General features: G+C 58.1%; 22 protein-coding genes. 7 read left to right on the forward strand and 15 right to left on the reverse strand.

Annotation, left to right across the window (positions count from 1 at the left end; genetic code table 11):
- The first annotated feature begins 208 nt into the window (after positions 1–208).
- Positions 209–1,900 (forward strand): dihydroxy-acid dehydratase, encoded by a 1,692-nt coding sequence (gene ilvD / locus L1P08_RS01290; RefSeq protein WP_303618211.1) that lies wholly within the window; start codon positions 209–211, stop codon positions 1,898–1,900.
- Positions 1,901–1,964: 64 nt separating this feature from the next.
- On the opposite strand, the gene L1P08_RS01295 is transcribed toward ilvD, so the two are convergent.
- On the reverse strand, positions 1,965–2,981 hold the full coding sequence (locus L1P08_RS01295; RefSeq protein ID WP_303618212.1) for an N-acetylglucosamine-6-phosphate deacetylase: 1,017 nt from the start codon (positions 2,979–2,981) through the stop codon (positions 1,965–1,967).
- 6 nt (positions 2,982–2,987) lie between these two features.
- Complete coding sequence (locus L1P08_RS01300; RefSeq protein WP_303618213.1) at positions 2,988–3,731, reverse strand: glucosamine-6-phosphate deaminase; 744 nt, start codon at positions 3,729–3,731, stop codon at positions 2,988–2,990.
- A gap of 182 nt (positions 3,732–3,913) precedes the next feature.
- Between L1P08_RS01300 and L1P08_RS01305 the strand changes: the two genes are divergently transcribed.
- The 4 genes from L1P08_RS01305 to L1P08_RS01320 are packed head-to-tail and all read left to right on the forward strand — an operon-like array spanning position 3,914 to position 7,876.
- Positions 3,914–4,888, forward strand: a complete 975-nt coding sequence (locus L1P08_RS01305) for a TRAP transporter substrate-binding protein (protein ID WP_303618214.1) — start codon at positions 3,914–3,916, stop codon at positions 4,886–4,888.
- A 22-nt stretch (positions 4,889–4,910) separates the two neighbouring features.
- The gene (locus tag L1P08_RS01310; RefSeq protein ID WP_303618215.1) at positions 4,911–5,429 is read left to right on the forward strand and encodes a TRAP transporter small permease; all 519 of its coding nucleotides are present in this window, start codon (positions 4,911–4,913) and stop codon (positions 5,427–5,429) included.
- The gene (locus tag L1P08_RS01315; RefSeq protein WP_368077116.1) at positions 5,410–6,711 is read left to right on the forward strand and encodes a TRAP transporter large permease; all 1,302 of its coding nucleotides are present in this window, start codon (positions 5,410–5,412) and stop codon (positions 6,709–6,711) included. Before L1P08_RS01310 ends, L1P08_RS01315 begins: the two co-directional genes overlap by 20 nt.
- Before the next feature lie 10 nt (positions 6,712–6,721).
- The gene (locus L1P08_RS01320; RefSeq protein ID WP_303618216.1) at positions 6,722–7,876 is read left to right on the forward strand and encodes an ROK family protein; all 1,155 of its coding nucleotides are present in this window, start codon (positions 6,722–6,724) and stop codon (positions 7,874–7,876) included.
- Positions 7,877–7,892: 16 nt separating this feature from the next.
- On the opposite strand, the gene L1P08_RS01325 is transcribed toward L1P08_RS01320, so the two are convergent.
- The 5 genes from L1P08_RS01325 to L1P08_RS01345 form a co-directional block, all read right to left on the reverse strand.
- Positions 7,893–8,480 (reverse strand): ABC-type transport auxiliary lipoprotein family protein, encoded by a 588-nt coding sequence (locus L1P08_RS01325; protein ID WP_303618217.1) that lies wholly within the window; start codon positions 8,478–8,480, stop codon positions 7,893–7,895.
- Between the two features lie 11 nt (positions 8,481–8,491).
- A complete protein-coding gene (locus tag L1P08_RS01330) occupies positions 8,492–9,805 on the reverse strand; it encodes an MlaD family protein (protein ID WP_303618218.1) in 1,314 nt (437 codons plus the stop codon).
- Between the two features lie 4 nt (positions 9,806–9,809).
- Positions 9,810–10,574 (reverse strand): ABC transporter ATP-binding protein, encoded by a 765-nt coding sequence (locus L1P08_RS01335; RefSeq protein ID WP_368077132.1) that lies wholly within the window; start codon positions 10,572–10,574, stop codon positions 9,810–9,812.
- Positions 10,575–10,579: 5 nt separating this feature from the next.
- Entirely contained in the window at positions 10,580–11,710 is a 1,131-nt protein-coding gene (locus L1P08_RS01340; protein ID WP_303618220.1) for an ABC transporter permease, read from the reverse strand.
- Positions 11,711–11,930: 220 nt separating this feature from the next.
- Positions 11,931–12,641 (reverse strand): Crp/Fnr family transcriptional regulator, encoded by a 711-nt coding sequence (locus L1P08_RS01345; RefSeq protein WP_303618221.1) that lies wholly within the window; start codon positions 12,639–12,641, stop codon positions 11,931–11,933.
- A 120-nt stretch (positions 12,642–12,761) separates the two neighbouring features.
- Between L1P08_RS01345 and L1P08_RS01350 the strand changes: the two genes are divergently transcribed.
- Both L1P08_RS01350 and L1P08_RS01355 read left to right on the forward strand, forming a co-directional pair.
- On the forward strand, positions 12,762–13,214 hold the full coding sequence (locus tag L1P08_RS01350) for a pseudoazurin (RefSeq protein ID WP_303618222.1): 453 nt from the start codon (positions 12,762–12,764) through the stop codon (positions 13,212–13,214).
- 65 nt (positions 13,215–13,279) lie between these two features.
- Positions 13,280–14,464 (forward strand): NnrS family protein, encoded by a 1,185-nt coding sequence (locus L1P08_RS01355; RefSeq protein WP_303618223.1) that lies wholly within the window; start codon positions 13,280–13,282, stop codon positions 14,462–14,464.
- A gap of 4 nt (positions 14,465–14,468) precedes the next feature.
- Here the strand turns inward: L1P08_RS01355 and L1P08_RS01360 are convergent, their stop codons facing one another.
- The 8 genes from L1P08_RS01360 to L1P08_RS01395 form a co-directional block, all read right to left on the reverse strand.
- Entirely contained in the window at positions 14,469–15,368 is a 900-nt protein-coding gene (locus L1P08_RS01360) for a formylglycine-generating enzyme family protein (RefSeq protein ID WP_303618224.1), read from the reverse strand.
- 78 nt (positions 15,369–15,446) lie between these two features.
- The gene (nirK, locus tag L1P08_RS01365) at positions 15,447–16,556 is read right to left on the reverse strand and encodes a copper-containing nitrite reductase (RefSeq protein ID WP_303618225.1); all 1,110 of its coding nucleotides are present in this window, start codon (positions 16,554–16,556) and stop codon (positions 15,447–15,449) included.
- 105 nt (positions 16,557–16,661) lie between these two features.
- Positions 16,662–16,838, reverse strand: coding sequence for a cbb3-type cytochrome oxidase assembly protein CcoS (gene ccoS / locus L1P08_RS01370; protein ID WP_303618226.1), 177 nt, complete (start codon positions 16,836–16,838; stop codon positions 16,662–16,664).
- Complete coding sequence (locus L1P08_RS01375; protein WP_303618227.1) at positions 16,835–19,099, reverse strand: heavy metal translocating P-type ATPase; 2,265 nt, start codon at positions 19,097–19,099, stop codon at positions 16,835–16,837. Before L1P08_RS01375 ends, ccoS begins: the two co-directional genes overlap by 4 nt.
- The gene (locus L1P08_RS01380) at positions 19,096–19,596 is read right to left on the reverse strand and encodes a FixH family protein (RefSeq protein ID WP_303618228.1); all 501 of its coding nucleotides are present in this window, start codon (positions 19,594–19,596) and stop codon (positions 19,096–19,098) included. The genes L1P08_RS01375 and L1P08_RS01380 overlap by 4 nt, the downstream gene beginning before the upstream one ends.
- Positions 19,593–21,170, reverse strand: a complete 1,578-nt coding sequence (gene ccoG, locus L1P08_RS01385) for a cytochrome c oxidase accessory protein CcoG (RefSeq protein ID WP_303618229.1) — start codon at positions 21,168–21,170, stop codon at positions 19,593–19,595. The genes L1P08_RS01380 and ccoG overlap by 4 nt, the downstream gene beginning before the upstream one ends.
- 111 nt (positions 21,171–21,281) lie before the next feature.
- A complete protein-coding gene (gene ccoP, locus L1P08_RS01390) occupies positions 21,282–22,154 on the reverse strand; it encodes a cytochrome-c oxidase, cbb3-type subunit III (protein WP_303618230.1) in 873 nt (290 codons plus the stop codon).
- A gap of 18 nt (positions 22,155–22,172) precedes the next feature.
- Positions 22,173–22,325: a cbb3-type cytochrome c oxidase subunit 3 gene (locus L1P08_RS01395; protein ID WP_303618231.1), complete on the reverse strand. Its 153-nt coding sequence runs from the start codon at positions 22,323–22,325 to the stop codon at positions 22,173–22,175.
- Between the last annotated feature and the right edge of the window lie 7 nt (positions 22,326–22,332).

Consider the following 22,332-nt stretch of genomic DNA (forward strand, 5'->3'; position numbering starts at 1 on the left):
GGTGGCGGCTTCATCTCGAGAATGAGGCACGTAAAGCATAACTGGTGTCATGAGCAGGAGCCAGTCAAACAGGGTTACGCTGACAAGTTTTGTTTGGATCAGTCTATCATTATTGACATGTCATTAAATAAAATGCCAAGCCTGAGGGAAGAGTTTGCGCATGGCGCTTCAAGCGACGCGAACATGCCCATATGTAAGGGAGAAAACGATGACTGATGATGGCCGTAACGGAGTGGAGTTGCGCAGTAATTTTGGGATCGGGACGTCATTCTGGGCGGTGCGCCGGGCACAATGGCGCGCATTGGGGATCACCGACGAGGATATGACCAAGCCGAAAATCGCGGTAATCAATACCTCCTCGGATCTGGCGGCATGTTTCAGCCATCTGGATGGGATTGCAGCGGTAGTGAAGGATGCGATCCGGGCAGCCGGTGGTTTACCATTCGAGGTAAGAACATCGGCGCCGAGTGATTTCATTCACAGTGCCGGCAATGCGGGCAAATATATCCTGCCTTCGCGAGATCTGATTACCAATGACATCGAAGTGCAGGTTGAAGGCGCACTGCTTGACGGCATGGTGTGTCTTGCGTCCTGCGACAAGACCGGGCCGGGCCAGCTAATGGCAGCGGCGCGGCTGGATATTCCGACAATTTTTGTGATCTGCGGCTATCAGGAAAGCGGCCATGTGGATGGCGAGCATGTGGATATCGAGGATGTGTTTTTGGGTGCCGGGCATCACGCGATGGGCGCGATCACGCTCGAAAAGCTGACGGCGATGAGCGAGAACGCAATACGCTCGCCGGGTGTGTGTTCGGGCATGGGCACCGCCAATACCATGCATTCGGTGTGTGAAGCGCTGGGCATGGCGCTGCCGGGACATGCGCCGGTGCGGGGCAATAGCCAGAAAATGCTCGATAATGCCGCCGAAGCGGGTGGGCGGATTGTCGATATGGTGTGGGAAGATTTGCGGCCGCGCAAAATCCTGACCGAGGCGGCATTCGAGAATGCCGTGAAGACCGTTTTTGCACTGAGCGGTTCGATTAATTCGGTCAAACATTTGCAGGCGGTTTCCGAAGAAGCCCAGGCCGGGGTTGATGTCTACGGCCTTTATGCAAAATTCATGGAAGAAATGCCGGTGCTTTGTGCCGTGCGGCCGAACGGGCTGACGACGATTGAAGAGCTGGAAGATGGCGGTGGTGCGCGCGCGGTGCTGAAACAGCTTGGGCCGATGGCACGGCATGATGCGCTTGGCGTCTCGGGCAAGACGCTGGGCGAAACGCTAGCGGGCTATACGCCGCCAAACGACGTGGTGCGGCCGGTGAGCGATCCCCTTTCAGACAAGCCGGCGATTGTGATGATCAAAGGCAATCTGGCACCGGATTTTGCCATTATCAAAATGGGACTGCGCTATGACCGCAAGCTGCTGGTGACCGGTCCGGCAGTGATTTTTGAGGATCCGAACGTAGCTATTGCTGCGCTGAAGGCTGGCAAGATCAAGGCGGGTGATGTCGTGGTATTGCGTGGGCTGGGTGTGCGTGGCGCGCCGGGCATGGGTATGGGCTCGCGGCTGGTGTTTGCGATTGAAGGTGCGGGACTGGGCGAAGATGTGGCGGTTGTGACCGACGGGCAATTATCCGGTTTGGTCAATAAGGGACTGGTTGTCGGAGAAGTGGCGCCTGAAGCTTATAATGGTGGGCCGCTGGGCTTGATCGAGGACGGTGATATCATCACGATCGATGTGATGGGCCGCCGGATCGATGCTGACCTGAGTGAAGCGGTGTTTGCCGCGCGCAAAGCCAAGCTGCCGCCAGCACAGCGCTCTTCGCAACGGGGATGGCTGTCTGTTTATGAAGATCGGGTGCAGCCCCTGCACAAAGGGGCAACGTTATTGCCGGACTAGGGCGCTTTGGGAATGCTGCAATTGAAAAGGAAAGGCCCGGTGATCTGCACCGGGCCTTTTTGTGTCAGATTTCTGCTGGAAGTTCGAGCACCGTTGGTTCCAGGTTGTCATTCCAGCTGACCTTGCAGGTTGGCGCGGGAATGTTGAACTTTTTGAAGGCCCGGGAGAGGGCCTGACGGGGGCGTGTTGATGCCATGGCAATGGCGACGGGTGGGGCGACGATATCCCATGCGCACACGTTCCGGATGGCGTCATCAAGACACAGGGCAGAACCGAACAGCCCCTCATGACCGGGCTGCACCACTGCGCCTTCTTGTGTGCGCAGGACATGCATGCCGGCAAGGGTGTAGGGCCCGGGTTTCGCACCGGCTGCGGAGACGGCGTCTGTAACCAGAATACAGTTATCCGCGCCTTTAAGGTTGATTACAGCCTTTAGCGCTTCAGGGGTCAGGTGATGCCCGTCAGCGATGAGGCAGGCGACCAGTTCGCGGCTGGCCAATTGGGCCATCAGGCTGTTGTTGAGCTTTGGCATGAGCTGGGGCAGGCCATTGCCCAGATGCGTGGACATGGACAGCCCGGCCGCTGTGGCGGCTGCAACTTCGGCATATCCAGCTGATGAATGGCCAATACTGACGACGCGGCCTTCTTCTGTCAGCTTGCTGGTGAGATCGATTGCGCCTGCGCGCTCGGGCGCAAGCGTGACAAGCAGAATGGGCAGTTCGATGGCGGCCTGAAGATTTGCCACCAGGGCAGGGTCTGCATCTTGCATCGCCTGCCCTGGATGACAGCCGCGAAAGCCTTCTTCTGAATTGAGGAAAGGACCCTCGAGATGGTAGCCCGGCACCATGCGCCGGCCGAGACGGCTTTCCCGGACAGCGCGGTCCAGGGCTACAAAGCGCTCATGCAGTTCACTGGGGAGGCCAGTGATAAGGGTAGGCAAACACTGGGTTACACCTGCCGCCAGCATGGCCTCGAGTGCATGATCCAGACCTGCGGCTGTGAGCGCGGGGTCGTTGAAGTCGACACCGGCATAGCCATTAACCTGAAGATCAAACAGTCCATTTCCAACCAACTCAGACATAAGCGATCACCCGGCCTGGTGGAGGGCGCTTGCTGAGCCCGCGTCTAGATGCAGTGTGGTGTTGTCATGCGTTTGCAGGATGGAGGCGGGGTGCAGGTTGGAAACCTCGCCCTCGACTGCATCCTTGACGGCCTGCGCCTTGCGTTCGTCAGGTACGGACAGCACGATATGGGCGCTTTTGAGAATCTGGCGGATGCTCATGGAAATCGCCTGTGCGGGTACGTCGTCGAGCGTTTCGAACCAGCCTTCGCCAAATTGTTGCTGGCGGCAGGCCGTGTCGAGATTGACCACGATATAGGGATCTTCGATGGTGAAATCAGCCGGGGGATCATTGAAGGCAAGGTGGCAATTCTCACCGATTCCGGCAAATGCCACATCGATATCCACAGCCGAAATGCGTTTGTTCAGCCGGGCAAGCTCGGCTGCTGTGTCCGCGGCGTCGCCTTCGACGAATACGAATTCTTTAAGCGTCGGTACCTGTGCCAGGAAACGCTCTTTCAGATAGCGCCGGAAGCTGGCCTTATGGCTGTCGGGCAGGCCGATATATTCATCAAGATGGAAGGCGGTGACCCGGCTCCAGTCAATGTCTGCCTTGATCAAGATCTCCAGCATTTCGAACTGGCTGGCGCCTGTCGCGAGAATGACAGCAGCCTCACCCTTGTCGGCAATTGCCTGCTTTATCGCGGTTACGCCTTCAGCTGCGGCAGCCGCGCCGAGCGCCGCTTTGTCCGTATGTTTTTCGACCCGCATACGAGGCTCCTTTTTGAAAACAATTTCGTCAAAAATGAAAACCATATTCGAATGACTAGGTCAAGGTCGTTGGAAAACATGGATTTTATTTATAGACGTAAATGGTTCAAAAAAACATTGACGTGCTGATGGTATGCTTGAATACTCGCTGCCCGTGACTGTGCAATCTCCAGGAGGGTATCATGAAGAATTTTGTTAAATCCGCCATTTTAGGTTTGGCGGTAGGTGCGTTGACGCTGCCGATGGCGGCTTCGGCGCAAACCGTTTTGCGTTTGGCTGAAAACCAGCCGGACAGCAATCCGGTTACCGTTGCGATGTATCGCTTTGCCGACCTTGTGAAGGAATATTCCAACGGCGACGTTGTTGTGCAGGTTTTCGCCGGTGCGCAGCTCGGCCAGGAGCCTGAAACCATTGAGCAGGCGCAGGCCGGTATCGTTGATTTCGCGCGGGTCAATTCGGTGGTTCTGGCCAATGTCAGTCCGAGCATGGGCGTGTTCACGCTGCCCTATATCTTCCGTAACAACGAGCATAAATATGCCGTTCTGGATGGCGAAATCGGCCAGCAGGTTTCCGCGGATCTGGCCAAGGTTGGCTTGGTCGGATTCGATTATATGGATGCAGGCTCGCGCTCGTTCTACACAGTTGAGGGCAAGCCGATCACCAGCATTGAAGACATGGCCGGTTTGAAAATCCGTGTGCAGCCTGCGCCTATTTCAACGCGCATGGTTGAACTGCTGGGCGCTGTGCCGACACCGATGAACTATGGTGAGGTCTATTCCTCGCTGCAGACCGGTGTGATCGATGGTGCAGAGAATGATTACGTGAGCTACCAGACTTCGGGTCATTTTGAAGTGGCGCCGAACTATGTGGAAGACGCCCATCTCAGCCCCCCCGCTGTGCTGATCATGAACAAGGCCAAGTTTGACGGTTTGCCTGCTGACCAGCAGGATGCGATCAAACGGGCTGCCAAGGATGCCGCGATTTACGAGCGGGAAATCATGATGGCTGCCAATGTTGAAGCCAAAAAGACGGTTGAAGCTGGCGGTGCGACGGTTACTGTTATCGACAATGCACCGTTCCAGGCTGCGGTTGCGCCGATCTATGAAGAGTTTCCGGACCTTCTTGATCTGATCGAGCAGATCAAAGCCGTCAAATAGGCGAATAATGGAGGGGCATAGCATGAATTGGCAGCATCGCGCCGGCTTGTGGGTCGACCGATTGAACCAATGGGTCAGCTGGTTTTGCTATGCCCTTCTTATCATCATCACCTGCATTGCCAGTGTGCAGGTGGTTCTGCGGTATTTCCTCAACCGGCCAACGAGCTGGTCCGAGGAAGTGGCGTTGCTCTGCCTGATCTGGTTTGGATTGATGGCGGTTGCCATCAGTATCCGCCGGCATGAGCATCTGGCGATTACCTTTATACGTGACATGCTGCCCCACGCCCTTGGCCGTGCGCTTGATTATATGGCGCAGATTGTCGTGGGCGGTTTCATGCTTGTTGTCATGTTTTATGGCCGCGATCTGGTTGCGCTTGCCGGTGTGCAGATGCTCCCGGCTTCGGGGCTGCCAAAATTCTGGCTTTATATACCGACGCTGATTGGCGGCGGACTGGGCGCATTCAATGCGCTGGCCAATCTGGTGCTCGGACAGGTCGAGCCATCTCCCCACATGACTCTGGATGAATATGATGCTGGTTGACTGGATCGGAATTACGCTGCTGCTCGGCGGGTTTGTGGGGCTGATGCTGTTGCGCGTGCCGATTGCCTTTGCGCTTGGGCTGGCCTCGCTGGCAACGGCGACCTATCTCGGCCTGCCGCTATTGCTGGTGGCGCAGCGCATGGTGAATGGTCTCAACAGTTTCACCTTTCTGGCGGTGCCGTTTTTCATTCTGCTTGGCAATGTGATGACCGTAGGGGGAATTTCTGACCGGCTGGTGAAGCTGGCTGACGTGCTGGTGGGCCGGTTTCGTGGCGGGCTGGCGCAGGGAAATGTTGTGGCCAGCACCATGTTTGGCGGTATTTCCGGATCGTCGGTGGCCGATGTCGCCTCCATCGGTTCTTTCCTTATTCCCGCGATGAAAAGCAAGGGCTATCCGGCGGGCTATTCCGTGGCCGTTACGGTGACCTCATCGGTGCAGGGCGTTTTGATACCGCCCAGCCAGAACATGATTTTTTATGCACTGGCGGCGGGTGGTTTGCCGATCAGTACGCTGTTTCTGGCGGGCTATTTGCCCGGGCTGCTGCTGGGCGGATCGCTGATGGTGATCTGTTATGTGATGGCGCGGCGGCACAAGCACCCGGTGGGGGGCACCTATGGCTTTAAAGAAGGGCTGGCGATTGCGTTTGATGCGCTTTTGGGCCTGTTCACGATTGTCATCATCATCGGCGGTATTCTGGCGGGAATTTTCACCGCGACGGAATCGGCCGCTATTGCGGTGGTCTATGGCTTGTTCGTGACGATGTTCGTTTATCGTTCACTTGATTTTGCGGCAATCGGGCGGATTTTGTCGGGCACGCTGACGACGCTGGCCATGGTGACGGCGATTATCATGACCTCTTCTGCTTTCGGATTTCTTTTGTCCTATCTGCGCGTGCCGGCGCTGCTGGCAGAAGGCATTCTGGGTATCTCAGACAATCCGATATTTGTGCTGATGGCGGTCAATCTGCTGCTGCTGCTTTTGGGCATGCTGATGGATATGGGGGTGCTGATTTTGCTTTTGACACCCATCCTGCTGCCGGTGGTGACGCAGGTCGGTGTGGACCCGATCCAGTTCGGGGTGATTCTTGTGCTTAACCTGGGCATCGGGCTTTGCACGCCACCGGTTGGCACTTCGCTGCTGGTGGGGGCCAGTATTGGGCGAATAAGTCTTGAAAAAGCAACGCCAAGTATGGTGCCCTTCTATCTGGCGATGGTTATTGTGTTATTGCTCGTAACTTACATACCCGTCATCTCTTTGGGGTTGCCGGCGCTGTTTGGGTAGGGGCGCAGTGATGGACGCAGCGAAGGCAGACGATCTGCAGACAGTTCTTGGCCTGGTTGAATCCGGCCGCGCGGTGACCCGCGGTGAACTTGCCAAGGCGATGAACCTGCGCTCCACCGGGATTTCCGAATTGGTGGGGGAATTGCTTGGCAAGCGCCTGTTGCAGGAAAATACCCGCCCGGCGGTGAAACGGGGGCGGCCAGTTGCCTATCTCAGCGTCAATCCCTACCGGTTCTGCTTCATTTACCTGCATATCGCCAATCGTCGAATCGTGGCGCGGGCGCTTGATTCTGCTGGCCGCGTGCTGGCAGAGACGATGGCGGCGCCAGAGGCGACGTGCAGCAATGAGGAAATGGCTGACACACTGCTGCGCCTGGCGCGTGAGATGCAGGCGCGGCTGCCCGATGCCAGTATGCTGAGCGCCGTTGTGTGCTCGCTTTCGGGCCTTCTTGATGTGCCGCGCGGCCTTTGGTGTTTTACCTCGCGCTGGCCGGCCTTGCGCGACTTTGATGTGAACAAGGCACTGGCCCCGCTGGGGACTGATGTGGTGTTGATCCGCAATCTTGATGCAGAACTGACCGGACGTCTGACCGAGGAACCGGGCAGCGCTGAACGCAGCGTTTTGCTGTTGCATTGGGGCTTTGGTATCGGGGCGGCCTATGCCACTTCAAATGATGTGGTGAACCTGCGCCGTGGCCGGTTCTGCGAGATCGGGCACTGGGAACTGGGCAATGCCCAGGGACGCCCCTGCAATTGCGGGCACAAGGATTGTCTGGAGACGGTGGCTGCACTGTGGTCGATCTGGCCAAAACTGCGCGAGAAATTTCCCGATTTGCCGTTTGACGAGATGGGGCTGAGTGCCGTGGCGCGAGATGTGCCGTTGCTGGAAAGTCCGGCCATGGAAGAGGCGCTGGCGCAGGTTCTGCGGATTATCAAAAATCTCTGCCGCTTGCTGTTTCCCGAAGAGATCGTTCTGACCGGGCCGTTTTTCCACAATGTCGAGATATTCAACCGGTTCTCGGAAGGCATATGGAAGGCGCCATTGCTGGGCAGCATTGACCAGATGCGCGTGACGCTGGGATCCTCGAGTGCGCATTATGAACTGGTGGGCGCGATTGGCGACCGGGTGCAGCAGGCCCGCGTGGCTTTGATTGCCCGACCCTAGCCGCGAGGTAAGAGCGTCAGGCTTTGGCGGCTGTCCAGGCGACGATTTCGCGGGTGACCTGTTGTAATGCTTCATTCAGGCCAGCGATGGCGGCTGTGCCCGGGGTGATCGGCGCTGGCGTTTCCGCCGAGAAGACCGAACTGGCATAAATCGACCCTTGGCGTTCATTGACCAGTTTGGCGGCCAGCGAGACAGAGGCTACCGAGCCTTCGGAGACATCAATTTCAAACGCGCGGATTTCCAGCGCCAGGGTGACGTCAACGGAGAGTTGATCATCCGGCAGGCCAATATTGGGGAATGCCGCGTTCTCGAACGACTGCAGAACACGGGTCCGAAGCAATGATGGCAGTGTGTCGGACAATTGGGCATCAGGCAGATAGCTGAGAATGCCGCCGGGTTCGCGAACCACGACACGCATTGTATCGTAGGTCTGCACGGCCTTGGGGGTGGTAATGACGATGGTGCGGGTGCTGCGGCGGCGCACTTTTTCGGCGGTTGCAGCGGACAAATCAAAGGTTACCGGCGGAGATCCGGTGACGGAACAACCCATGAGAGGCAAAGCCAGCATGGCCGCGCCCGAGAACATCACCTTGCGTCTGTTCATGCTGCGGTTCCTCATTTCTTGTTGTACTCCCGGACGGTCTCACCACCAAAAATCAGGCTCTGCGGATTGGAATTTACCCGTGACAGCAGCGTGTCGAGACGCCGCAGGGTAGCACGTGCATCAGCCGCGAGCGCCTGATATTCCGAAAGCCCCTGGCCTGTGAACCTGCCGAGACCGGTTGTGAGCAACTGGGTGCGGGTATCAAGGTTCTCGGCGAGAACCTGTACGGCAGCCGCAGCGGAGGTGAGCTGTTTGAACAGGCCTTCGCTGTCGGTGTCGCTGGTCATATTGTTGATATTGTCGACGATGGCGCTGACCTTGTCGACGGACTGGGCCAGCGTGGTGGAAACTTCCGTCATGTTGCTGAGGAAGGTATCCACGTTCTCGCTATTGTCTCCAAGTACGGTGGAGATGGAATCGAGATTGAGCACGAACTGGGCCAGGATGTCGGGATCGAGAGAATCTGTGACGGCCTGGAAGCGCATGATGATGTCACTGACCTGCTCTGAGGATTTGCTGAGGCTGGCGGACAGGGTGGTCGCATCGGTGAAGAAGACATCCACTTTATCGGTGTTCCGGGACACAGCTTCTGTGAAGCTGGACACGTCATCGACGATTTTTGCGACCGAGCCGGGCTTTACGTCACCCAAAAGTCCGCGCACCTGAACCGAAAGCTGGCGCAGTTCGCCGGCGAGGGGACCGATTTCCTTGCCTGCGTCTGAAAGGCTGGCGAGAAATGCCTCGACGCCTGTGGCGTTGGATGCGAGGGCAGCGCTGAAGGATTCGATATTGGCAAGGGTTGCCGTTGCCACCGGCTCATTGACATCAAGGAAGTTGTTCAGACGGTCAAAGGTGGCGCTGGCACCACTAATCGTGTCGCGCAATCCATCGACCAGTGACTGGAAATCCGATTTGTCGGCGACGATGGTGGCAATTTTTTCGCCTTCGGGGGGCAGCAAATCGGCCGCGCCGGGCGTGCCGCCGGTCAACTGAACAAAGGCGATGCCGGTCAGGCCCTGAAATTCAAGGATGACGCGTGTATCAACCTTTACCGGTGCTGTATTGCTGACTTCGATACGGCTGACGACTTTGCCGGGATCATCGGGGTCGATTGCCAGATCGCGGACCTGGCCGACCTTGATGCCGTTGAACAATACATCGGTGCCCGCGCTCAATCCTGTCACGGTACCGGTGAAAATGATGCGGTACTGCTTGGTCTCCACCTTGGAATCGAACAGGGCGAACCAGTAAATGAAGGCGGCGGCGAGTACGAAGGTGAGAATTGAGATCACCCCGATCAGCGCATAATTGGCTTTGCTCTCCATAAACCTATTCTCCCAGACGGCGGGCGCGGGGCCCACCGAAATATTCTTTGATCCAAGGGTGGTCATTGACCCGCACTTCGGCAAGGGTTCCCTGACATAAAACCTTGCCTTTGGACATCGCGATTATATGGTCGCAGATGGCGCCAAGGCTGTCGAGGTCGTGGGTAATCATCATAACTGTGAGGTCGAGCGCGTTGCGCAGGTCCAGCACGAGGTCGTCAAACGCGGCAGCGCCAATGGGATCGAGGCCGGCAGTGGGTTCGTCCAGGAACAACACTTTCGGATCGAGGGCCAGCGCGCGCGCGAGGGCGGCGCGCTTGATCATGCCGCCGGAAAGCTCTGATGGGCGCAAATCACCTGCGGTGCGTGGCAGCCCCGCCATATCGATTTTGGCGTAGGCTGCGCGGCGCATCAAGACGGGATCAATATTCAGGTGTTCGCGCATGGGTGCCTCAACATTCTCCAGCACCGAGAGTGAGGAAAACAGCGCGCCCTGCTGGAACAACACACCCAATTCGCGCCGGAGGCTACGCATGCCGTTGACCCCCAACTCTGCGGGGTTGCGACCAAGGATGTTGATACTGCCAGCAGCAAACGGGACAAGGCCCAGAATGGAGCGCATGGCGACGGTCTTGCCGCAGCCAGACGGACCGATGACCCCGGCGACAGCGCCACGGGGAATGTCAAAACCCAGCGCATCGAGGACCCGCTTCTCGCCGAAGCTGACCTCGAGGTCTTTTACCGAAATTGCGGCCTGTTTGCCGTCCACATTACTCAAAATCCGATCGCCTCAAAGAAAATGGCGAAGATGCCGTCGATGACAATGACCATGAAGATCGATTTGACCACGGAGGCAGTGGTGTGCTTGCCAAGGGATTGGGTGGAACCTGAAACGCGCAAGCCCTCGCTGGCGGCGATGACAGCAATTGCAAAAGCCATGAAGGGGGCCTTGATCATGCCGACGGCAATGATGTGCAGGTTGACGACGTCGTTAAGGCGCATCGCGAAATTTTCCAGCGATATGCCGCCTGAAATGCGGGCAACGAGTGCTGCGCCCGCAATGCCGGCAATGGCCCCGATCAACCCGAGCGCGGGCAGGCCGGCGACCAGGGCAATGACCCGGGGCATGATGACTGCGCGATAGGTGTCGAGCCCCATGATTTCGAGCGCGTCTATTTCCTCGCGCATTTTCATCGAACCGATTTCGGCAGTAATGGCGGAGCCGGAGCGGCCAGCGACCATGATGGCGGCGAGCAGAATGCCGACTTCGCGCAGCATCAATATGCCACCCAGATCGACGACAAAGACTGTCGCGCCGAAATTACGCAACTGGGCAATTGATTGCTGGGTGAGAATGATGCCAACGACGAGGCAGATCAGCGCGACAATGGGGATGGCGCGCAGGACCGTATCGAGAAACTGGTTGGCGATGGCGGCAGGCCTGATGGGACCGCGCAGGGTGACGAGCTTGAAGGCTGACCAGAGAATGTGCCCCTGTACCTCGGCGATGTCTTCTGCATCGAGAGCCGCTTCCACGACGATCTTGCCCACGGCGCCGACCGGCTTGCTCAGATCGACATCGTGATGATCTTCGTGGGTTATGGCGTAACGTTTCAGATCATCGACAAGACGCGCATGCTTTGGCGCAACGCCGCTAATGCTGGTCTCCCGCTCTTCCTGATGCAGGTCCTCAACCAGTTCGGCGAGGGCTGCTGCGCCGAAAGTGTCCATTTCATCAAGTTGCGAGAGGTCGAAATCGATGGTGCCGGCCTTGCCAAGGCTATCCGGGGTGAATGCCGGGCGATGCCATTGCAGCGCGTCCGCCGTCCAAAGACCGGTGAGGGTGACGATTCCCGCATCCGAGATGCTGAGCGCTGGCGCTGTTTGTGTCTTGGCGCTGGGCATTATCCCTGGAATCTCTCATGCGTCATGGCCGGTACCTGAAACCTGTATTTGAAATGATTCCAATAACAGCAGTTTTGTTTATTAGCACGAGCTGCAAAACATGCATAATTGAGTTGCGGCTTGTTCATGCCGAATATGATGCTTTTACAAAAGTTTTTGGGTGTTGTTTGTTGATCGTTACGGGCCAGGCGCATCGATGTTTCCGTGCGGCGGGACGTGCTCACGCAGGCCGGGCAGATTTGCGGCCATCTGCGAGCAGAAACAGACGGTTCGGATCAACGACAGTGACCTTTTGGCGGCCGCTTTTGACCAGACGATCGCCTTCCCAGCTGCTGAGCAGGCGGCTGACCGTGTGCAAAGTGGTGCCGGTCATCTCAGCGATATCCTGACGGGAAATCGGAAAATCAATCAGGATGCCCTCATCGGTCTTGCGGCCATTCTGGTCCGTCAGGCGGAGGAGCGCGCGGGCGATGCGGCGTTCAACCTGCTCGGTGGTCATTTCCACGATCCGGTCGAGGCTTTCTGTTAGCCGTGCGCCGATTTCGCGACTGGCATTGATGCTGAAATTTGGTATTTTCTCGGCCAGTTCAGTCCAAAAATCCATGGGCCAGAACAGGACGATGCAGTCCGTCACGGCGATGGCGCTGGCAGGGTAGGTTTTCCGGCCGATGGCCTGGGCAATGCCGATCGGATCGCCTATCGCAAAATAGCGCACGGTCACCTGTTCACCATCGGGTGTGGTGCGCACAGCCCGGACATGACCATCGAGTATCAGAAAGAAAGACGTGGCCTCGGCGTCTTGCGTGAAAACGGGTTGGCCGTGAGACACCAGACGCGAATGGGCGTTGGCAACGATCCAGTGCAGTTGCTCTGTCGTGACACCTTCAAACAAAGAAAAATCCGCGATGAGAGAGGCATCGATATTGTGCATGGGGTTTACTCTTTGCCGCAATCTGCTGCGAGTTTGATTTAGCGCAATGTTGAACACTACCAGATGTCCTAGAAGCTGGCGACGGCACGAAGCCGGATAAAATATCCAAGGAGCTTTCTGATGAAACCCTATAAAATCGCCAGCAAAATTCTCGCTGTAACACTGACAGGTCTTTTGCTGACGGCATCTGTTCAGGCGGCAGAGTTTGAGGTGCATATGCTCAACAAGGGCGCCAAGGGTGTTATGGTTTTCGAACCGGATTTTCTCAAGATTGCGCCTGGGGATACGGTCAAGTTCATCCCGACCGACAAGGGCCATAATGCCGAAACCATCAAGGGCATGCTGCCGGATGGCGCTGTGCCATTCAAAAGCAAGATCAACGAAGAGTTTGATGTGACCTTTGATGTGGAGGGCGTTTACGGTGTGAAATGTCTGCCGCATTACGCCATGGGTATGGTGGCCTTGATTGAGGTTGGTGAGCCGGTGAATGCCGAAGCGGCTGCGGGTGTGCGGCAAGCGGGCAAGGCCAAGAAGGTTTTCGCCGAACTCTTTGAGCAGGTCGGTGCCGAGTAAAGACAATATGTAATCGTGGGGTGCGGGCGTTATCATGATGCCCGGCCTCCTTGATGGTGGTGCTTATGCCTATACCGCGTTTGCAAGACTGGTCGGGTCCGGCTCTGCTCAGCTATGGGTTTCGGCCATTTTTTCTGTTGGGCGCCTTCTGGGCCGCGTGCTCGGTTCTGCTTTGGGTGGTGGCTTATATCGGCGGGTTTTCCTTTGGAAATTTTGCCAATCTCGACTGGCATATCCATGAAATGATTTTCGGGTTTGCAGCCGCCATTATTGGCGGCTTTTTGCTGACTTCAATTCCCAACTGGACGGGGCGGCTGCCGGTGCAGGGCTGGCCATTGGCGGTGCTGGTTGTGTTGTGGCTTGCGGGGCGTGTGGTGATGCTGATGCCGACGGTGCTCGGGGTGTGGCCGACTGCCTTGATTGATATGAGCTTTCTCGTCGCATTGGCATTGGCTGCCGGTATTGAAATTGTGGCGGGCCGGAACTGGCGGAACCTGAAAACGGTTCTGGTGCTTGGGGTCCTGGTGCTGGCCAATGCGGGATTTCATATGGAGATTGCGCTTTATGGCCAGGCTGACATTGCGTGGCGGGCCGGCCTGTCGGCGGTGCTTGTACTGATCATGATTGTCGGGGGGCGGATTATTCCCAGCTTTACCCGTAACTGGCTGGCCCGTAACCAGGCGTCTCGTTTGCCGGTGCCGTTCAATAGAGGGGATGTCGCCAGCATACTGGTTGCGGTGGGGGCGTTCGCGCTGTGGAGTGTGTTGCCGCTGCACTGGCTGACCGGCGTGGTGATGCTGCTGGCGGGTTTGATGCAGATCTGGCGATTATCGCGCTGGGCCGGGCTTGGCGCGTGGCGTGAGCCGCTGGTGCTGGTGTTGCACGTGGCCTTTGCGTTTTTGCCCTTCGGGATGTTGCTGGTTGCCGCGACGGTATTCCTGCCTGATTTTATCTATCCGGCAGCGGCGGTACATGCCTTTGCTGCCGGGGCGCTGGGGGTAATGACGCTGGCGGTGATGACCCGGGCTTCGCTTGGGCATACCGGGCGGAAATTGCGCGCCGGTTTCGGGACATGTGCGATTTATGTACTGGTGGTTCTGGGCGCGCTGGTGCGTGTTGCGGCTGCAACCCAGTGGGCTGGCGATATGAGCCATATGCTTTTGGAAGTTGCGACGGTGTTCTGGGTTCTGGGGTTTGGTTTGTTTGTCGCCGTTTATGGCCCGGCGCTGTTGCAGAAACGGATCAATTGAGCCTTCAGCTTCTTTGGCCTTGCAGCCATTGGGTGAGCCGGGTCAAAGGCCCGCCATCGGTGGGTGCGCGGACCAGACGAAACCCCAGATTGGCCGGGGGCACGCCAACCGAACAGCCACCGGACCGGGCATCCTTTATGAATGCGCTGATATAGGCGGTGTGACGGCCTGCCACGACATGCACGCCACAATTCTCGAGCCGGTTCTGGACATTTCCCTGAGCATCGACCCAAAGGCGTTCGTAGCAGGTATCGGTCCATTCCCACACATTGCCGGCCATGTCGGCAATGCCGTGGGTGTTTTCGCCAAAACTGCCCAAGGGGCGTGGCGCTGGGTCAATGTCGGCTGAACGTTCCTTGACGTCGCGATAATCGGCCAGCCAGCGTTCCGCCGGATTGTCGGGATTGTCATCGATGGTTTCGACGCCGACATAGCGTTCGGCGGCGGCCACAACCCATTCCTGATCCGTTGGCAATCGCCAGACCTGACCAGTTTTGGCGCTGAACCATTTGGCATAGGCGGTAGCGTCCAGAAAGCTGACGCCGGTGACGGGCCGGTTGGGGGAGGTGTTGGCGCGTTTGTCGACCGGCCCACAAGCGCCTTCCGCAATGCAGAGAGCATAGTCATTTGTGCTGACCTGATATTTCATGATGGTCAGGCGTGCTGACAGCAGGTTCGTCGGCGGGGCGGCTATATTCCGGCCATCGTATAGTCGGAGCCCGGTGGGGTGATAATCATAATGGCGGGGGCTGATATAGACGGTTTCGGGAATGAGGATATCGGTGTTTGCCACAAGACTGGGTGATGAGAATGTGGTCATGGAGAATATGACTACTGATAGTCCCGCCAGAATGCTCGCTGGCAAGGCTATGGAAATCAACGATAAAAGAGCGCGCCCGGTCATGACAGATATTGCCTCGCTTGAGAATACGGCCCAGCCTTTAGGGAAAGGCCGGGCCGTTGCACATCAGTCAGGCATTGCCTATTCGATGGGGGCAGGTGCCGAGACCTGGGTCATGAGCGTGTCGTTCCATTCGCCCTCGACCTCGAAATGTGCGGTGGCACCCAGTTCAACAGCCTCAATGAGGTTGTGGTTCACATAGGCGTAGATGCCCGGCTGCAGGAAGGTATAGAGCGCCGCGCCTGCCGAGCCGCCGCGGATGAACCAGGTTTCCAGATCCTTTTCCGGCGGGTTGTTGAATTTGCCGGTTTCCCAGACGAGATCGCCATGCCCGCCGATCAGATGCGGGCGGGTGTCGCGATTGGCCTGCGAATGGACGATGAGAACCGTCTCGCCGACTTTCGATGTCAGGGCATTCTCGCCTGTCAGGGCACCGACCGCGCCGTTGAACACTTCATGGGTCGGGGTGAGCGTGCGCATGACCTCGAGCATATCGGCATAGTTCTCGCCCGGACTGTCATAGGAGATATAATTTCCGTCTGCATCGCGAGGGATGTAGAAATCCTGCTCACCGACATAATAGACCTTGTCATAGGTGACCGGATTGCCTTTTTCGTCCTTCAGGCCCTCGCGCGGCAGCACCATGATGGCACCGTTCATGCCTGACACCACATGCCAAGGGATCATCGAACCGCCGGGCGCGCAGTGATAAACGAATGTGCCCGGCCGCGTGGCCTGGAAACGCAAGACGACCTGCTCCCCGGGATTGACCAGCGTGAGTTCGCCGCCACCCAGGGCACCTGTTGCAGCGTGGAAATCGATATTGTGCTGCAAGGTATTGGTTTCCGGGTTGATCAGGGTCAGTTCCACAAAGTCACCTTCATGGACCACCATCAGGGGGCCGGGCACCGAACCGTTAAAGGTCATGGCCTGAATGGTCGCGCCGTCATCATCGATAACGAGTTGTTTTTCCTCGATGATCATTTCGAACTCGATCACCTTGGGCCCTTCATTGGTGGCCTGTGTGTGTTCGTGAACAAAGGGCGGGGCGACCAGTTTGACCTTTTCACGGGTTAAAGTGGCGATATCGACGTCGCTGGCCAGTGCCGCGCTGGATGGGAATATACCAGCTCCAGCAAGGACAATGGCGGCGGTGGCTGTACCCAATAAAGCGTTACGTCGGGTGATCATGATATTCTCCTTGTGTGCGCTGGTTTAACCAGACATCAGGAGAATATTCGGTTGCCTGAATTAGTTCTTTGTTCTGGATCAACCTATTGTGATTAAATAATAAAATCAGATTTTTGTGTCGGCTTTTGCAGGCGCTTTTTCCGGCTCGTCATCGTCAAGAATTCTCAAGCCTGCCCCTTCCATATCGTCATACTGGCCGGATTTCAGCGACCAGAGAAATGCCCCCAGCCCGAGCGCGCCGAGGAAAAGGGCGATGGGAATGAGAAACAGGACGGAACTCATGCCGGCACCGAAATGCGGGTATTGGCCGCTTTGGGACTTTTTGCCTTTTCCGGCGTGTCACCCCAACGCAGACGCAAGGCATTGAGGGTTACGATGATCGAGGACGAACTCATGGCGATGGCGGCAACCAGCGGTGTGACATGGCCGGTGACCGCGAGGGGGATTGCGATGCAGTTATATAAAATGGCGAGGCCGAAATTTTGCCGGACCATGGCGGCGGCGCGGCGGGCGATAGTGATGGTAAAAAGCACAGCGCCGAGATTGTCATTGGTGTAGACGAAATCGGCAGCGTTGCGGCCAATGTCGGCGGCGCTTGAGGGGGCCATTGAGGTATAGGCGGCGCGGAGAGCTGGCGCATCGTTTATGCCATCGCCAACCATGACGGTTTTTTCGCCCTGATCGCTGAAGGCCTGAAGCGCTTTGAGCTTTTGTTCCGGTGTGAGGTTGGGATGCGCATCGGTGATGCCGATGGCCTTGGCGGCGTGGGCAACCGGATCGGCGCGGTCGCCGGACAAGAGAGTGGTTTGGAGTCCCAATTGGTGCAAGGCGGCAATGGTTGTTGCGGCTTCGGGACGGATTGGGTCGGTGAAGGCAAAGCCAGCTTTAGGCACACCATCAAGGCTGAGCCAGACCGTGCTGGTGTGGTCGGGAGCGTCCAGACTGGCGGCGTTACAGAAACCGGCATTGCCGAGACGCCAGGTGCCTTTATCGTCTGTGGCTTCAATGCCGGCCCCGGGAATTTCACGGGCGTTCTGCACCGGTTGGCTGGATGGTGCCGCCGCGTGGATGGCCGTTGAGAAAGGGTGGCGGCTGATGGCGGCGAGGCTGGCGGCACGTGCCAGGAAGGTGGAGGCCCCGAAGAACTGACCATTCAGCCGGGGCTTGCCCGCCGTCAGGGTGCCCGTTTTATCAAAAGCGATGCGGTTGACCTGAGCGAGACGTTCGAGTGCGGCACCGTCGCGCATCATCACATTCTGCTCGAACAGCCGGCCGGAGGCGACGATGTGGACGATGGGGACGGCCAGGGCGAGGGCGCAGGGGCAGGTGATGATCAGAACGGCGATGGCATAGAGAATGGCCATGTGCCAATTGCCGGTTGTAAGACCCCAGAACAGCAAGGTGCCCAGCGCCAGGATGTGGACAGTGGGGGCATAGATCGCGGCAGCGCGGTCGGCGATATTTTTGTAGCCGGCCTTTGAACCCTCCGCTGCTTCCATCAAGCCGATCATGCGGGCGAGAAAGGAATCGGCGGCAGGCTGGGTGGCGCGAACAAGCAGGGGGCCGGACAGATTGGTGGTGCCTGCAAGAAGGGCGCTGCCGGGGCCTGCATGTTCGGGCACCGGTTCGCCATTGACCAGTGAGCGATCAACATCGCTGTTGCCGGAGACGATTTCTGCATCGACCGGCAATCTGTCGCCCGGGGCGATGTCGAGCAGCATGCCGGGGAGGATTTCCTTGAGGGCGATCTTTTCATGCCGCCCGTCTTCATGGCGGCGATTGGCATGGGGCGGGGCGAGGCGGGCCAGATTACGCACGGCGCTGCGGGCCTTTTCGCGCATCATGTGATCGAGCGTGCGCCCGATCAAAAGGAAGAACAACAAGGTGACTGAAGCATCGAAATAGGCATGCTGGCCGTGATTATAGGTTTCGAACAGGCTGAGAGCGAGGGCGAGCAGCACGGCCAGGGAAATCGGCACATCCATGTTGAGCGCACCATGGCGCAATGCGCGCCAGGCCGAGGTGAAAAAGGGCCGGCCGGCATAGGCCACAGCGGGCACGGCGATCAGGGCCGAAATCCAGTGGAACAGGTCGCGGGTGACTGGTTCTGCCCCGGACCAGATGGACACTGAGAACAGCATGATGTTGGCGGCGGCAAAACCGGCAACCGCGAGGGCGCGGACGAGATCGCGCAAGGTGGTGTCGGTTTGATTGTCGCTTTCAGGATCGAGCAAGAAGGCACGGTAGCCGCGGGCATGAATAGCGCTGGTGATCTCTGAGGGGTGGCCTTTGGCGGGCACATAATCAACGCGCACGCGCTTGGTGGAGAAGTTGACGCGCGCCGTGTTGACCATAGGCAATTGGGCCAGCGCCTTTTCGATGGTGTTGATGCAGGCGGCGCAATGAATGTCGGGCAGGGCGAGTTCGAGCTGATAATGGCCTTCGCCCAGATCCAGCGAAGCGCCGAGCAGGATGTCGTCGTTTGTCTCGGGTGCCAATATGCTTTCGGCCGAAGCTTCAATGGCGGGGGCGCAACAGGTCATTTTTGTGTGCCAATAACCAGACGGGCGTGGTGCTCGTAATCCGGTTGATCGGTGAAGCTTGCAACGATCTGTGCGTTCCAGACACCGGCATCGAGATCAAGCGGCGCGGTATAGGTGCCGCCGCCAGCAGCGGTGAGCGCAACAGACTGGTCGCCGCTGACGCCAATGGGGCGGCTCAGGGCGATGCTGACGGTTTGCACGGGCAGGGGGGCATTGTCGGGGCCGTGCAAGGTGAAAACCAGCGTGCGGTTTTCATAGGCGAGGCCGCCCTGCCAGCCCATTGCTGTCTGCGCCTTGGCGTTGGCGAGTTTGGTGTTGAATTGCTGGCTGGCGACATAGGAATTTTCCACCACAAGCCCGGTCCATGAGTTGATGGCGGAAAAGGCCATGTAGAAATTGACCGAAACGATGACGCCGAAAAACGCCACCATGACGGCGAGCATGTGCCATCCCGTGAACTGGCCCTTGCGGGTGGGAAGTGTGGGCGCTTGGGTCATCTGGGGGCCTCGAAATTGACATGGGCTTCCGCCCGGACATTGCCATCATCACTGGTGGCGACCAGGGAAAATTCGGTGCGGCCTTCGCTCAGGTCGTCGGGATGGACGCGGATATAGAGCCGCACGGGCAGAACGCGGTCTGGTTCGACCTCGAATACCAGTTGATCTGTTGCAAGCTGGGTGCTGCCCGCGAGCGACATGGCGGCACCATCGAGCCCTTGCATGGTCAGGGTGACTTCACGCGGTTGCGGGGTCATGTTGAGAATCTTGACGTCATAGCCATTACGGATGCCCCCGTCCGAGAGCAGGACATAAAGGGGATTGCGGTCGTGCAGCACGTTGAGATCGAGCGGACTGCGCAGCGCAAGGACCGTGAGCATGGCCAGACCGATGGCGGCCCAGCCAAAGAAATAGACCAGAGTGCGCGGGCGGATGACCGAACGCCAATTGGTGTGGCGCAAGCTGTCGAGCAGACGGCCGGTCCGGCTGTCGCGCACGCGGGTGGGATCGATTGTGGCCTCGCCCGAGGCAGCGCCGGTGGCGATGCCCATATTGGTGTTGTAGTCATTGAGCGTTGCATAGGAGATCAGGCCGCGTTCCTTGCCGAGCTTGTCCATGACATTGTCGCAGGCATCGATGCAGAGTGCGCAGGTGATGCATTCGAGCTGCTGGCCGTCGCGAATGTCGATACCCATGGGGCACACGGCGACGCAGGCATTGCAATCGACGCAATCGCCCGCGACCTTGCCTTCGCTGGCCAGACGTTTGGCGTGTTTCGAGCGGGGCTCGCCGCGCCAATCGTTGTAAGTGACGGTGAGAGAGTTTTCATCGAGCATGACCGCCTGGATGCGGGGCCAGGGGCACATATAGGTGCAGACCTGTTCGCGCATGAGGCCGCCGAATGTATAAGTGGTGGCGGTGAGGATGGCGACGGTGGCATAGGCGACGAGCGGGGCCTTGAGGGTGAAAAAATCCTGCGCCAGCGTTGCCGCATCAGCGAAATAGAAAATCCAGGCACCGCCGGTGAGCACGCCGATCAGCAGCCAGATGGCGTGTTTGGAGACACGCTTGAACAGTTTGGACGGTGTCCATGCGGCAGCATCGAGTTTGATGCGGGCATTGCGATCACCTTCGATGGCGCGTTCGACCACCAGAAACAGATCGACCCAGACGGTTTGCGGGCAGGCATAGCCACACCAGGCGCGGCCAACGGTTGAGGTGATCAGGAACAGGCCAATGCCGGCCATGACCAGCATGCCGGCGACATAGTAGAACTCCTGCGGCCAGATTTCGATAAAGGCGAAATAGAATCGGCGGTTCTCAAGGTCGATCAGTACTAATTGATCGGGGGCGTAGGGGCCGCGATCCCAGCGCAGCCAGGGGGTGACGTAATAGATGGTCAGGGTGATCGCCATGACCAGCCATTTGAACTTGCGGAAATTGCCGCTGGCGCGTTTGGGGAAGATTTTGCGCCGCTTGGCATAAAGCGGCTGGCGCGTGCCGGCCTTGTTGACCGCATCGACATCGAATTCGTGCACTGCGTTGGGCGTGATGTGTGGTGCGTCAGTTGACATCAAGGCTTCTTTCCTGGCGATCAGATCCGCCCCTTATCGCATTCTCGCGGGCGGGCGGCCTTAATCTGGATCAAATGCAACCGGCGACGGGAGATCGCCGGTTGCCAGATTTTACTGGCCGCCACCCAGGCCGTGAACGTAAACGGCAAGCTGTTTGACGGTGGCATCGCCGAGCTTTTCGCGCCATGCGGGCATGACGCCATGCTCGGGCTCGTTGATCTGGGCGATGATGGTTTCGACCGTGCCATCGCCATAGAGCCAGATGCCGTTATTGATGGCCGGGCCACCCAGCTCGGGGTCGCCGACGCCGCCTTCTGCATGGCAGGAGGTGCAATTGTCCGCGAACAGTGTTTCGCCTTCGGCAATCAGAGCGGGGTCGGCTTCGCCGCCGGAGAGTTCGGCGACGTAATTGGCGATGGCCCTGATCTGGTCGCGCTCAAGAATCTGGTCGGCACCAAAGCGTGGCATTTCGTTGAAACGGGTGTCGAAATCCGCGTCATAGCGCACGCCATGGGCGATGGTGGTGTAGATGGCTTCAGGTGTGCCGCCCCAGATCCACTCGTCATCGTTGAGATTGGGATATCCGGCAGCGCCTGAGGCACCCGAACCGTGGCATTGCGAACAATAGACCTTGAAGGCAGAGCTGCCACCGGCGCGGGCGAAGCGGGCCAGCTCTTCGTCCTTGACGATATCGGCCACGTCCATGGCGTCGATCCGGGCCAGATAGGATGCCTGACCGGCCTTGGCAGCGACCAGCTCGGCGTCGAGATTGGCGCGGCTGGAATAGCCAAGCAGACCCTTTGTTGCGCCGTTGACCAACGGAATGGCCGGGTAGGCGATGGCATAGCCAATGGCCCATATGATGCAGCCGTAAAAGGTCCACAGCCACCAGCGCGGCATGGGGGTGTTCAGTTCCTTGATACCATCCCACTCGTGACCGGTGGTTTCGGTGCCGCTGATGTCATCGACTTCTTTATCGCTCATCGTGATGTTCCTCGTGGCTCAGCGTTCTTCGTTGAATGGGATTTGGGCGGCATTTTTGGCCTGCTCGCGCGCGCCGGGGCGCAGGAGGAACAGCACGACGCCGATGAAAATGGCGAACATGTACAAAAGGCCCCAGCTGTCAGCGAAATGCCGGAAGGATTCATAGGACATGGCGGTT

Source organism: Mariluticola halotolerans (assembly GCF_021611515.1).
Lineage (GTDB): Bacteria > Pseudomonadota > Alphaproteobacteria > Rhizobiales > Devosiaceae > Mariluticola > Mariluticola halotolerans.

Excerpts from the sequence above, each read along its gene's own strand:
- ilvD (WP_303618211.1), top strand. The coding sequence starts at position 209 with ATGACTGATGATGGCCGTAACGGAGTGGAGTTGCGCAGTAATTTTGGG.
- L1P08_RS01295 (WP_303618212.1), bottom strand. The coding sequence starts at position 2,981 with ATGTCTGAGTTGGTTGGAAATGGACTGTTTGATCTTCAGGTTAATGGC.
- L1P08_RS01300 (WP_303618213.1), bottom strand. The coding sequence starts at position 3,731 with ATGCGGGTCGAAAAACATACGGACAAAGCGGCGCTCGGCGCGGCTGCC.
- L1P08_RS01305 (WP_303618214.1), top strand. The coding sequence starts at position 3,914 with ATGAAGAATTTTGTTAAATCCGCCATTTTAGGTTTGGCGGTAGGTGCG.
- L1P08_RS01310 (WP_303618215.1), top strand. The coding sequence starts at position 4,911 with ATGAATTGGCAGCATCGCGCCGGCTTGTGGGTCGACCGATTGAACCAA.
- L1P08_RS01315 (WP_368077116.1), top strand. The coding sequence starts at position 5,410 with ATGAATATGATGCTGGTTGACTGGATCGGAATTACGCTGCTGCTCGGC.
- L1P08_RS01320 (WP_303618216.1), top strand. The coding sequence starts at position 6,722 with ATGGACGCAGCGAAGGCAGACGATCTGCAGACAGTTCTTGGCCTGGTT.
- L1P08_RS01325 (WP_303618217.1), bottom strand. The coding sequence starts at position 8,480 with ATGAACAGACGCAAGGTGATGTTCTCGGGCGCGGCCATGCTGGCTTTG.
- L1P08_RS01330 (WP_303618218.1), bottom strand. The coding sequence starts at position 9,805 with ATGGAGAGCAAAGCCAATTATGCGCTGATCGGGGTGATCTCAATTCTC.
- L1P08_RS01340 (WP_303618220.1), bottom strand. The coding sequence starts at position 11,710 with ATGCCCAGCGCCAAGACACAAACAGCGCCAGCGCTCAGCATCTCGGAT.
- L1P08_RS01345 (WP_303618221.1), bottom strand. The coding sequence starts at position 12,641 with ATGCACAATATCGATGCCTCTCTCATCGCGGATTTTTCTTTGTTTGAA.
- L1P08_RS01350 (WP_303618222.1), top strand. The coding sequence starts at position 12,762 with ATGAAACCCTATAAAATCGCCAGCAAAATTCTCGCTGTAACACTGACA.
- L1P08_RS01355 (WP_303618223.1), top strand. The coding sequence starts at position 13,280 with ATGCCTATACCGCGTTTGCAAGACTGGTCGGGTCCGGCTCTGCTCAGC.
- L1P08_RS01360 (WP_303618224.1), bottom strand. The coding sequence starts at position 15,368 with ATGACCGGGCGCGCTCTTTTATCGTTGATTTCCATAGCCTTGCCAGCG.
- nirK (WP_303618225.1), bottom strand. The coding sequence starts at position 16,556 with ATGATCACCCGACGTAACGCTTTATTGGGTACAGCCACCGCCGCCATT.
- ccoS (WP_303618226.1), bottom strand. The coding sequence starts at position 16,838 with ATGAGTTCCGTCCTGTTTCTCATTCCCATCGCCCTTTTCCTCGGCGCG.
- L1P08_RS01375 (WP_303618227.1), bottom strand. The coding sequence starts at position 19,099 with ATGACCTGTTGCGCCCCCGCCATTGAAGCTTCGGCCGAAAGCATATTG.
- L1P08_RS01380 (WP_303618228.1), bottom strand. The coding sequence starts at position 19,596 with ATGACCCAAGCGCCCACACTTCCCACCCGCAAGGGCCAGTTCACGGGA.
- ccoG (WP_303618229.1), bottom strand. The coding sequence starts at position 21,170 with ATGTCAACTGACGCACCACACATCACGCCCAACGCAGTGCACGAATTC.
- ccoP (WP_303618230.1), bottom strand. The coding sequence starts at position 22,154 with ATGAGCGATAAAGAAGTCGATGACATCAGCGGCACCGAAACCACCGGT.
- L1P08_RS01395 (WP_303618231.1), bottom strand. The coding sequence starts at position 22,325 with ATGTCCTATGAATCCTTCCGGCATTTCGCTGACAGCTGGGGCCTTTTG.